Origin of the sequence: Olivibacter sp. CPCC 100613, assembly GCF_036959255.1 — a bacterium.
In the GTDB taxonomy this organism is placed as follows: Bacteria; Bacteroidota; Bacteroidia; order Sphingobacteriales; family Sphingobacteriaceae; genus Olivibacter.
Genome location: NZ_JAWMTI010000004.1, coordinates 491,870 through 503,307, shown reverse-complemented (window position 1 = coordinate 503,307; position 11,438 = coordinate 491,870). Strand labels below are relative to the sequence as shown.

10 protein-coding genes and 1 pseudogene are annotated in these 11,438 nt (G+C 45.1%); 7 read left to right on the top strand and 4 right to left on the bottom strand.

From position 1 onward, the window contains the following. Positions 1-166 precede the first annotated feature (166 nt). The 5 genes from RYH73_RS16355 (at position 167) to RYH73_RS16335 (ending at position 5,707) form a co-directional block, all read left to right on the top strand. Positions 167-439 carry a hypothetical protein gene (locus tag RYH73_RS16355; RefSeq protein WP_335314515.1) on the top strand — a complete coding sequence of 91 codons (273 nt, stop codon included), beginning with the start codon at positions 167-169 and terminating at the stop codon, positions 437-439. A 6-nt stretch (positions 440-445) separates the two neighbouring features. Continuing rightward, entirely contained in the window at positions 446-3,676 is a 3,231-nt protein-coding gene (locus RYH73_RS16350) for an error-prone DNA polymerase (RefSeq protein ID WP_335314514.1), read from the top strand. Between the two features lie 307 nt (positions 3,677-3,983). After that, on the top strand, positions 3,984-4,469 hold the full coding sequence (locus RYH73_RS16345; protein ID WP_335314513.1) for a GNAT family N-acetyltransferase: 486 nt from the start codon (positions 3,984-3,986) through the stop codon (positions 4,467-4,469). A gap of 177 nt (positions 4,470-4,646) precedes the next feature. Beyond that, positions 4,647-5,171, top strand: coding sequence for an alcohol dehydrogenase catalytic domain-containing protein (locus RYH73_RS16340; RefSeq protein WP_335314512.1), 525 nt, complete (start codon positions 4,647-4,649; stop codon positions 5,169-5,171). After that, complete coding sequence (locus tag RYH73_RS16335) at positions 5,171-5,707, top strand: zinc-binding dehydrogenase (protein WP_335314511.1); 537 nt, start codon at positions 5,171-5,173, stop codon at positions 5,705-5,707. The genes RYH73_RS16340 and RYH73_RS16335 overlap by 1 nt, the downstream gene beginning before the upstream one ends. A 197-nt stretch (positions 5,708-5,904) precedes the next feature. On the opposite strand, the gene RYH73_RS16330 is transcribed toward RYH73_RS16335, so the two are convergent. The 4 genes from RYH73_RS16330 to RYH73_RS16315 form a co-directional block, all read right to left on the bottom strand. Beyond that, complete coding sequence (locus tag RYH73_RS16330; protein ID WP_335314510.1) at positions 5,905-6,474, bottom strand: TlpA family protein disulfide reductase; 570 nt, start codon at positions 6,472-6,474, stop codon at positions 5,905-5,907. A 275-nt stretch (positions 6,475-6,749) separates the two neighbouring features. Next, the gene (locus RYH73_RS16325) at positions 6,750-7,151 is read right to left on the bottom strand and encodes a hypothetical protein (RefSeq protein WP_335314509.1); all 402 of its coding nucleotides are present in this window, start codon (positions 7,149-7,151) and stop codon (positions 6,750-6,752) included. Positions 7,152-7,328: 177 nt separating this feature from the next. Next, positions 7,329-9,443 carry an outer membrane protein assembly factor BamB family protein gene (locus tag RYH73_RS16320; protein WP_335314508.1) on the bottom strand — a complete coding sequence of 705 codons (2,115 nt, stop codon included), beginning with the start codon at positions 9,441-9,443 and terminating at the stop codon, positions 7,329-7,331. Positions 9,444-9,812: 369 nt separating this feature from the next. Further along, positions 9,813-10,160: a winged helix-turn-helix transcriptional regulator gene (locus RYH73_RS16315; protein ID WP_335314507.1), complete on the bottom strand. Its 348-nt coding sequence runs from the start codon at positions 10,158-10,160 to the stop codon at positions 9,813-9,815. A gap of 123 nt (positions 10,161-10,283) precedes the next feature. Between RYH73_RS16315 and RYH73_RS26700 the strand changes: the two are divergent. Then, positions 10,284-10,673, top strand: a pseudogene (locus tag RYH73_RS26700) (quinone oxidoreductase family protein); the annotation flags it as partial. 48 nt (positions 10,674-10,721) lie between these two features. Next, positions 10,722-11,321 carry an NADP-dependent oxidoreductase gene (locus RYH73_RS16310; RefSeq protein ID WP_335314506.1) on the top strand — a complete coding sequence of 200 codons (600 nt, stop codon included), beginning with the start codon at positions 10,722-10,724 and terminating at the stop codon, positions 11,319-11,321. Positions 11,322-11,438 lie beyond the last annotated feature (117 nt).

Below are 11,438 nucleotides of genomic sequence, written 5' to 3'. Positions count from 1 at the left end.
CCTTAACAACGCTCAAATCGACCGCCATGGTCTTAAACGAATCATCAAATTTTCTATGCATTTCTACAAATTTAAAATTACTATCTAAATCTGTCTCGCTTTAAAGGTAGCAACTCCATATGATGAACAACCAGCCATCCCCTGGCCTACCGGTGAGCCACGCCCGATGTACTTGCTTCCTGAACCCGAACGGATCCAGGTAACGGCACCTGTACCGGATTATCCGCCGATGGTATTTATATACAAAGAAAAAAGGCATGTGGTAAAAAAAGCTGACGGGCCCGAACGGATCGAAAGAGAATGGTGGATTGAAACGGGTCTTCAGCGTGATTATTACCGGGTGGAGGATGAAGAGGGAGCGCGTTATTGGCTTTTCCGCTCGGGTCATTATGAGGATGAGCGGGAGCCTGAATGGTTTATACATGGATTTTTTGCCTAATACTATATGAACTATACGGAATTACAGATCACTTCGAATTTCAGCTTTCTGCGGGGCGCCTCCCATCCGGAAGAACTGGTAGAACAGGCTGTAACCCTCGGCTATGAAAGCATGGCTATAACCGATCATAATACGTTGGCGGGGATTGTACGTGCGCACAGCGCATCAAAAAAGCATGGTCTGCGCATCATTCCCGCCGCACGCCTTAATTTGGTGAACGGCCCCTCTCTCCTTGCCTACCCGACCGATAAAAAAGCTTACGCAGGTTTATCGGCGCTGTTGACGGAAGGTAATCGACGGACGGAAAAAGGAAAATGTGAATTGTACAAGGCCGATGTATACCGTTATACTGAGGGTATGATTTTTATTTTACTGCCTCCGATGGACCTGAACAATGATTTTGATTTTGAGGATGACTTTAAAAGGGAACTGTTGGAATATAAAGAGGCCCTCGGTGATCAGCTCTATCTGGCAGCCTCTTGGCTGTACAGGGGAAGCGATGCCAAAAGGCTTTATCGGATAGCGGAACTGGAGAAGACCTTCGGTGTACCGATGGTGGCTACCAATGATGTACATTTCCACAGCCCCGAAAGGCGGCAGTTACAGGATATCGTTACCTGTGTGCGCGAGAAGAAAACAATTTATAACGCTGGTTATCTGCTTTACGGGAATGCGGAACGCTATCTGAAACCAGCCTCGGAAATGGAACGCCTTTTCAGAAAATATCCGCAGGCCATTGCAAATAGCCAGTGGATTGCAGCGGCTTGTCGCTTCAACCTTGACAACCTGAAATATGTGTATCCGAAAGAGATCATGCCCGACGGACGTACGCCGCTGGAGGAGTTGACGCGACTGGCATGGGAGGGTGCCCATGATCACTTCGGAGATCCACTGCCGGAAAAGGTTTCAACAGCTATTGTACACGAACTGAAATTCATTGCAGAGATGGATTACGCCCCTTACTTCCTGACGGTATACGACATTGTACGCGAGGCCCGATCACGCGGTATTCTCTGCCAAGGCCGTGGCTCAGCCGCCAACTCCACGATCTGTTTCTGTTTGGGCATTACCGCAGTGAATCCTACGAAATTCGACTTGCTCTTTGAGCGTTTCATCTCTTCGGCACGCAACGAACCACCCGATATCGATGTGGATTTTGAACATGAACGTCGAGAGGAAATCATTCAATATATCTATGATAAATATGGCCGCGAGCGTGCCGGTATTGTGGCTACGGTGACACAGCTCCATGAGAAAGGTGCGGTGCGGGATGTGGCCAAGGCCATGGGCATGTCGGTAGATGTCATCAACCGACTCTCCAAGTCTATCTGGGAATTTACGGATGAATGGTCTCGGGGCGAACGCATCTCGGAGCATGGCTTCAACCCACAGGATCCGCACCTGATAAAGGTATTGGAACTGACACGTATGTTTATGGGTTTCCCGCGCCAGCTGGGCCAGCATACGGGCGGTTTTGTGATCACGGATGGAAAACTGACGGATCTGTGTCCGGTGATCAATGCACGGATGGAGGATCGCACTAACATTGAATGGAACAAGGACGATATCGATGCGCTGGGCTTTCTCAAGATCGATGTGCTGGCTCTCGGTATGCTGACTTGCATTCGCAAAGCCTTTGATCTGGTACGCGCTCATCATGATCGGGAACTGACGCTGGCCACTGTTCCACAGGATGACCCGGAGGTTTATAATATGATCAGTGCGGCGGATACCATCGGCGTATTTCAGATCGAAAGTCGCGCACAGCAATCCATGTTACCGCGTCTGCGACCGCAAAACTTCTACGACCTGGTGATTGAGGTGGCCATTGTACGTCCGGGGCCGATTCAAGGCGACATGGTACACCCCTATCTGCGCAGGCGAAAGGGTGAAGAAAAAGTAGATTACCCTTCGCCCGAGCTGGAACAGATCCTGAAAAAAACCTTGGGAGTACCCCTTTTTCAGGAACAGGCGATGAAGATTGCCATTGTAGCGGCAGGTTTTACACCCGCCGAAGCGGATGAGCTGCGGCGCAGTATGGCTACATTTAAGTCTAAAGGACAGGTGAGCCAATTTGAACGGAAGCTGATTGACGGTATGGTAGCGCGGAATTATAAAAGAGAATTCGCCGAAAGGGTATTCCACCAACTGGAAGGTTTCGGCAGCTATGGTTTCCCTGAAAGCCATGCGGCCAGTTTTGCGCTGTTGGTCTATGTTTCCTGCTGGCTGAAATACCACTACCCGGACGTGTTTGCCGCAGCATTGCTGAATAGCCAGCCGATGGGTTTTTATGCACCGGCACAGCTTGTACGCGATGCGCGCGAACATGGGGTGATGGTGAGGCCGGTGGATGTAAATTTTTCCTCTTGGGACAATACACTGGAAGAGAAAATGGGCAGCCATTGCGCCATGCGCTTGGGTTTTAGGCAGATCAAAGGCATGAAACAAGAAGAGATGGATGCATTGGTTGCAGGCCGAAAAAAGCGCTATACCCATATCCATTTCCTCTTGGATGTGGGTGTTTCCATCGCCTCATTGGAGCGGCTGGCAGATGCCGATGCCTTTCGCTCGATGGGAATGGACCGCCGACAGGCTTTATGGGAGGTATCGGCCTTGCACGATCGCCCCTTTGGAATCTTTGAGGGGGGGCCTACTGCCAGTGTGCTGGAGGAGAAAGTGCGATTACCAAGAATGTCATTGTCTGAGCATGTGGTGCAGGATTACGGGTCGCTGTCACTATCGTTGAAGGCGCACCCGGTACATTTTATACGACGACAATTGTATGAGCGTGGGATTTTGTCAACAAAGGAGCTGGATCGCTGGCCCGATGGTACACTGGTAAGAGTGGCTGGACTGGTATTGGTACGGCAGCGGCCCGGTACTGCAAGCGGTATCTGTTTTATTACCATTGAAGATGAAACAGGCGAAGCTAATCTGGTAGCTTTTGCCAAGTTCTTTGATCGCTATCGAAAAGAGATTCTCTATTCACAATTGTTGATGGTGGAAGGAAAACTTCAACGCGAAGGACAGGTAACGCACATAATCGCCAAGCGGTTTTACAATCTCTCGGACTTATTGACCCTGTTGGGACCGCAGGAAAGAAAACAGGTCAACCTCAGGACACTTTCGCCGACAGAAGAAGATGAGCGTAAGCTACACTCAGCTAAGAAAAAGCGGACACAGGCGCTTCATGACGCGCAATTGGATCTTTTTGGCAAGGGACGGAATTTTAGGTAATTTTAGGTAATTTTAGGTAATTTTATTTTAGTACATTGCTTTTCACAAAATGATACCTGTATTGTAGTTTGACAATCCTTCATCCGTTGTTGGGTCCAAAGGATATTCCCACGCAGCAACTATTGATATAGGCAATTGCCGAATGGTATCTCTGAATTGGGTGGGACAATGGATAGCGTCATTAGGCTCGGAATCTATCTTCGCGCGACATGACAAAAAACGATAGAACTATAAGGTACCGGAAATAGAAGATATAGTTTTCGGCTACTGAGTACATAAACCTGATACAACAAACAATAAGATAAAAATGACTGAAAATAGATCTGAAATAATCCTCAAGCAAACGGAAGTAGCTGATTTAGAATATCTCTTTCAATTCCAGCTTAACGAAGAAGCACGCTATATGGCTGCGTTCACCCCTAAAAACTGGGCAGATAAAACCGCTTACCTTGAAAAATATACCAAACTCCTCCAGACCCCTACCGTAAATAACTTTACCATTGTTATGCACGGAACCATAGTTGGCAGTATAGCGAAATTTGTTATGGAAGGAAATTCCGAAATCACCTATTGGATAGATAAGAAGTATTGGGGAAAAGGCATTGCATCTTATGCTTTAAAGCACTTTCTTGAAATTGAAGATAATAGACCAATTTTCGCACGGATTGCATTTGATAATTTTGGTTCTCAGAAAGTTTTGGAGAAATGTGGCTTTGTAAAAATCGGTACGGACAACGGCTATGCCGACGCCCGACAAATGGAGATAGAAGAGTTCATTTACAGGCTGGACTAATGGATATCCGTAACTGAGACACGTATCTGCCTGTCTTCCATATATTCAACGGATTTTTCTCATCATCATTGGACCCCTCTATATTTTTAAATTGGACCATACTGGTTACCGGATTAAGCGATAGCTTTAACCATTTGAAAACCAGTATTAATTTAAAGATTAAGAAAGGAAAAAGTTATGAAAGCGATAATAGTTACAGACCAAACTGCAGGGACGGCTGGAATGAAATTAATGGAGTGCCCTGAACCTCAGGGCCTCGGTAGTCAATCAGGTGCTAACTACGGTGATGTAGTTGTGCAAGTTTATGCATCGGGTTTCACAGGGGATGAACTGTCGTGGCCATCAACTTGGGTTGATCGTCTCGGCCGTGACCGAACGCCTTCGATTCCCGGGCACGAACTGGCCGGTGTGGTAATAGCCCTTAATTATGGAACGGCCGGAATTTCGGTTGGACAGCGGGTATTTGGTCTCACGGACTGGACTCGCGACGGTACGTTAGCAGAATATGTAGCTGTTGAAGCACGCAACCTAGCCCCCTTACCGGCGGATGTTGACTTTGCTGTCGGAGCAGCTGTTGTAATGCCTGGCCTGACGGCATGGCAGGGTCTATTTGATCATGGCAAACTTCAGTCAGGACAGCGTGTCCTGATTCACGGTGCTGCAGGTGTAGTTGGTNCTTTGCTGTCGGAGCAGCTGTTGTAATGCCTGGCCTGACGGCATGGCAGGGTCTATTTGATCATGGCAAACTTCAGTCAGGACAGCGTGTCCTGATTCACGGTGCTGCAGGTGTAGTTGGTTCGATGGCCGTTCAACTGGCACGCGAGGCCGGAGCATATGTGATTGGTACTGGACGTGCTTCCGGCCGTCGGACGGCATTGGATTTTGGAGCGCAGGAGTTTATAGATCTCGAAAACGACTCGCTTGAAGATGTCGATGCCGTGGATTTAGTTTTCGATGTCCTCGGTGGTGAGGTTGCGGAACGGTCTGCACGATTGGTTCGCCCAGGAGGAACGATGGTGACTATCGCAGGTCCGACTGAGGCACACCCCATAGACGGAAAGACGATTGATTTTATTGTTGTACCCGATCGCCCACAATTGATCGAGATTGTCCAAAAGGTACGGGAAGGAAAAATACGTACAAATATTGGTGAGGTGGCCACGCTGGATGACGCCGTAGCTGTTTTCAACAAAACCGACCGAGCAAAAGGAAAGACAATTATCCGCGTTCGTTCTTAAAAATCAAGCGGTTACTAAATTCATACAGATCGGATTGAGCAAACAGCTTCTATGCGTAGGCAAAAAGAGATGTTTAAAACATCTCTTTCTGTTTTATCAAACCACAGGTTCGATTTTTTTTGATTCTCCGGCCCGTTTGGCAATTTTTTCAGGACATGTAATTTGCAAAGTCTATTGGGTGCAATAACTGTCGACATTCACTTTTCGAGAAGCTCAGTCAATCCCTTTATAATACCCTCATCGCTATAATCCCTGCCACCTTCCATACGTCCAACCATATCACCATTTTTATCCAACACAACAGTGGTTGGTATAGCTTCGCCTAAATAATCCGGCGGAATGTTGCTTGCGGGTGTATAAACGGGCAGATCGTATTTATTTTCCTCCATGAATGCGGTTGATTGTTCTATCTTATTGTCCACGTCCACCATTATAAATTCGATATTATCATTTCCTTTAAATGTTTGTTTGAGTTTATTGATAGATGGCATTTCTTGGATACATGGCGGACACCAGGTCGCCCAAAAATTGATAAATACAACTTTGCCTTTTAATGATTTTAAAGATATGACCTGACCATCTTTGTTCTTAAATAGCATATCGGGTGTTTCCTCAGTTTCTGCCTCCGTTGATTTCTCTGGTGCCGTTGCCTCGTCTGTTGCCTTATTTTGTTTATTCTTATCAGTATTTCCACAAGCAGCAAAAGAAATTGCTGCCATTATGAAAATTACCGACCGTATTGTCAGATTTTTAAATTGCTTATTCATAATAAGTTATTTTTAATTATGTACTATACTATTGATGATTCTTAATCCCTACTTTTGTATTGGTTATTGCTGGGGGCTTTTTTTGGTTGCGCATGTAATGGAGACATCGCAACGACAGTTAGCCACATGATTGTGGTTACCATAACCTGTTTTATCATACTCGTTAATTTTGACCGGTCGCAAAACGTGACCAGAGATTCTAAAGTGAAATCAATAGGGTTAACATCCGTTGAAAGATAGCTATCAACGGAAAGTGAAGTAATTAGAAAATAGTATTATATGATGAGTTTCCTGTATCGGAGAAAGATAGGTAATGTATCGGGAATTTTTAAGTTTCCATAAAGAGGATGTACATGTTTCCTCTTAAGTGTATACCCGATCAGGAAAAGGAAAATCGAAGTAAGAATAACCGTAGGCAATATATCATTTGCCCGAGTGGAAACAGTTGACGATGTTTTTGTCTGGTCTGTTTCACTGTTGACACACCGCTCTCCTCCATTAATTAAAAAATTTGTATTGCTTGTGGTTGCCCCCTGCTCGGTACTAACCGGAATACCCATAAGGCTTTTGATACCACTTTTTATCGGACAGGACGTAAGCAGCACCATCACCGTTACAATCAATGCGAAGACGTATCGCTTGTCATTCTGTGTGTTATTTAATAGGGTCCCGTTCATCAATCTGTGAATTTAACCTTATTTGACTAGGTGCACAAGAAATGGTATTCTTTTTATGATTTTTTAACATATGGAACAGGAAAATCAGTACAACTACAAATCTTACCAGGAATAACCTACTAAATTTTGAGGACTTGGAAGATGGAGGATAATCTAGATCTTCATTCGGCTATTTACCTAAGGAAGAGCAAAAGCGACATAACTATCTCCCCGGGATGTGCCAAGTTTTGTTCCACCACAGGCAATGACAACGAATTGTTTACCGTCAACTTCATAAGTGACCGGTGTTGCAAAACCTGAAGCCGGAAGATCGTGTTCCCATAACAATTTTCCAGACGCCTTGGCAAAAGCGCGGATTTTACTGTCTTTCGTTGCAGCGATAAATAATAATCCCCCGGCAGTTACAACCGGACCTCCATAATTTTCAGTACCGGTAATGGGAATACCGCGTGCAGACAGTTCTTTTAATTCTCCCAGTGGAATTTGCCATAGGTGTTTGCCGGTATTTAAATTAACAGCCGTAAGTGTTCCCCAAGGTGGTGTGATAGCAGGGTAACCTTGTTCATCCAAGAATTTATTATAACCATTAAAAACGTAGGGCACATCGGCAACATTTTCCTCCTGTTTATCGACCGCTTCTTCTTTTTCTTCACCAAAGAGGTAGTTCATGATCGATTGTCGCTCCTTCTCACTGATATGGGTCAAACCAGGCATCATTCCTCTTCCAAACGCGATAAGATTATTTATTGAATCTCTTGACATTTTTTGCTTGAGACCTGTCAGTGCCGGATAACCACTCTGCGGATTTCCCGAAAGATCAGCTTTATGACAGGCAACGCAATTGCTGAGATAAAGACTCCTTCCGGAAGAAATCGGTTTACTGCTCTGCTGTTTATTTTTTATTGAACTTAAACTGAATAGCCAAGCCATTTCATTTGAATTTACATAAAGCACACCCTGTTTATCTACTGCCGCGCCACCCCATTCCGCACCGCCATCTGCACCTGGAAAAAGTATTGTAGGTGTGAACCCAAGTGGATGAAAATTACCTTTGTTGGATTTTTTAAATATATCTACAAGCGAGTCCCTTTTATTCGAAAGCCCGGTAATATCCGACTCGGTAAGGGTCTGTCTGGAAAAAGGAAGAGGTAGCCGTGGAACTGGCTGTGTCTTCCAGAGTTCCTCTCCGGGGACACCCCCTGTTGGAACAGGTACTTCATCCATTGGAAAAATCGGTTGTCCGTTTTCTCTGTCTAAAACAAAAATATGCCCACTTTTACTTACCTGTGCAACAACTTCAATTTTTCGACCGTTTCTCGTGATTGTAGTAAGATTTGGCGGCGCAGGAAAATCCCGATCCCAGACATCATGGTGTACAGCCTGAAAATGCCAGATATATTTACCGGTCTTTGCATCCAATGCCAGCAATGAATTCGCAAATAGATTCTGACCTTTCCGGTTTCCACCATAGAAGTCAAATGCAGCTGAACCTGTCGGCACATATACGATTCCTCTTTTTTCGTCAAGCGCCATACCTGCCCAATTGTTCGCCCCGCCGATCGATGGATTTTTATATGCCTCTTTAGGCCATGTTTCATACCCCAATTCACCAGGATATGGTATAGTCCTGAATACCCAGGCCAACTTTCCGGTAACCACATTGAATGCCTGTATGTAGCCTGGGGCTGCCAGAACACCTTCCCCTACCCGTATGGGCATAATGATGAGATCCTGAAAAATTGTTCCCGGCGTGGTCGATACAACAAATTTGTCAGTCGCACGTTGGTTTAATCCCGACCGGAGACTTACCCGCCCCGCAGTTCCAAAAGAGGGTATACATTTACCGGTTTTGATGTCCACTGCATACAAAAAGGATTGCGCAGTAAAGAGTAACCGACCTTCATTTCCATTAGACCAATAAGCTATACCGCGGTTGACCTGCGGCGCTTCTGAAAGTTCCCTATTGGTCCATATTTCTTTACCGGTAGCGGCATCAATGGCAAACAGGTGATTGGCGGCTGTAATTCCATATAATTTCCCGTCAATCATGAGCGGGTTGCACTGCATTTCCCCTGAGTCGCGTGTATGGTAAACCCACGCCTGGTGCAATATATTCACATTTGATGAGTCGATCTGCCGAAGAGAGGAATAATGATTGCGATCCTGCCCGCCTAAATAGGATGTCCACTCAGCTTTATTCGAGCAGTTTTCAGCACATCCTTGAAGTAAAAGAATTACCATTAGAACAGAGATCAACGTGAAAAAAAGAATGGGTGCTTTTGGAATCTTCATGTAAGCTATGCAGGTTTATAAGTATTCATTCGAACCTCTTCTCTCCTGAACAGGTACCTCTTGAATGCAATGAATCCGGTAGCTAAATATACTCTATTCAAAAATAAAAGTAAAACCCTATCGTAACTTTACTGTAGGGCTAAATCAACTACAAAAATTATGATGAGCGTATTGTACAACGACTCGGCCTTATTGTTGAAGCTAAAGTGGTTAGTTTTACACTGGCAGAAATACGTAAACTGCTAGTCAGCTTATATAAAAATAAATCTTCGCATGAAGAACAGCTCAAGATGTTCACTGGTAATATTCGCCCATTTTCAATCTTTTTTTCGGGTTTGAGAGAAATTCTCAGGCGACGCTATGTAATTACTAATCTGCAGATTCAGTTTCCAACTGCTTCTTGCCCCAGTTGTGTAAATGCTCTATAAACGGAATCAATTCGAGCCCGGTGTTGCTTAATGAATACTCTACTTTGGGCGGTACTTCATGATACATTTTCCGGATAATCAATTTATCGTCTTCTAATTCCCTTAAGGTTTGGGTGAGCATCTTAGTAGTAATGTCAGGTAAAGTCCGCTTTAATTCTCCATAGCGTAATACGGTTTTTAAGCCCAAGTGCCACAGGATACGGCCCTTATATTTTCCACCTATGCGCTTAAAAGCATATTCAACACCGCACTTTTGTATACACTCCGGAATTCCTTCCTTATTTTTCATTTTTATTTCCACATAAATAATTGAAAATCAGCAATAGAAACTTTTTGGTATGTAACATACAAATAAGTACATACTTGTCAAAAGTATACATTCAATTTAATTTTGCATAATTAAATTAAAAAAATGGAATCAAAATCAAACGATCAGGCAGCAATCATGAAAGCTGTTCGCCAATACGAGTTCGGCGGCCCTGAAGTACTCCGTTACGAGGACGCCCCAATTCCCTTGCTAAAACCAGGTGAGGTTCGCATCCGTGTTCATGCAATAGGCCTTAATCCTCCCGACTGGTATCTGCGCGATGGATTTAAGTCGCTTCCTCCTGAATGGCGTCCACAGGAAAATTTCCCGATCATTTTGGGAACAGACGTGTCGGGCATTGTAGAATCAGTTGCCGATAACGTTAAGGATTTCGTCGTTGGAGACGCGGTTTACTCCATGGTCCGTTTTCCTGAAGGTGTTTTCGGAGAAAGCAGGGCTTATGCTGAATATGTTAGCGTGCCCGCGTCGCAAGTTGCACACAAGCCGATGAGCATTGATCATGTGCAGGCCGCTGCGGCACCGATGTCGCTACTCACGGCATGGCAGTTCATGATCGATCAGGGCCACGATGTGCCGAACCCGCTTCAGCCAAATCAACACCAGCCGGTACCACTCGAAGGTAAGAGGGTACTTGTTAATGGCGCCGCAGGTGGCGTGGGGCATTTTGCCGTACAGTTAGCAAAGTGGAAAGGGGCGTATGTGATCGCCGTAGCATCGGGTAAGCATGAGCGATTTCTAGGTGACCTTGGCGTGGATAAATTCATCGACTACACAAAGACTATTCCCGAGGAAGTAGTTCATGGCTTAGATCTTGTCATCGACTCGATTGGTGGGCCAACAACCAGACGTTTTTTACGCACACTCAAGCCGGGCGGTGCACTTTTCCCGGTCTTTGGACTGGGTGCTACAGGCCGCGAGGAGGCCGAAAAGCTGGGCATCGTATTCTCTACGACTCAGGTACGGTCAAATGGTAGGCAATTGGCAGAAATTGGCAAACTGTTCGATAAAGGAACGCTTCGCACGGCTATAGATAGTACTTTTTCACTTTCAGATGCACAAAAAGCACATCAACGGGCTGCTCGGGGAAACATTCAGGGTAAGATTGTACTCACGGTACACTAGGCCTTTAAAACGCTTCGAAGTAGAAAGCTTTATTTCTTTTTTTCAGTTACTTTTGAAGAAGTATTTTACATCATCATACTTTTAGGTAGCTCAACACATTCACCCATAAAATATGCA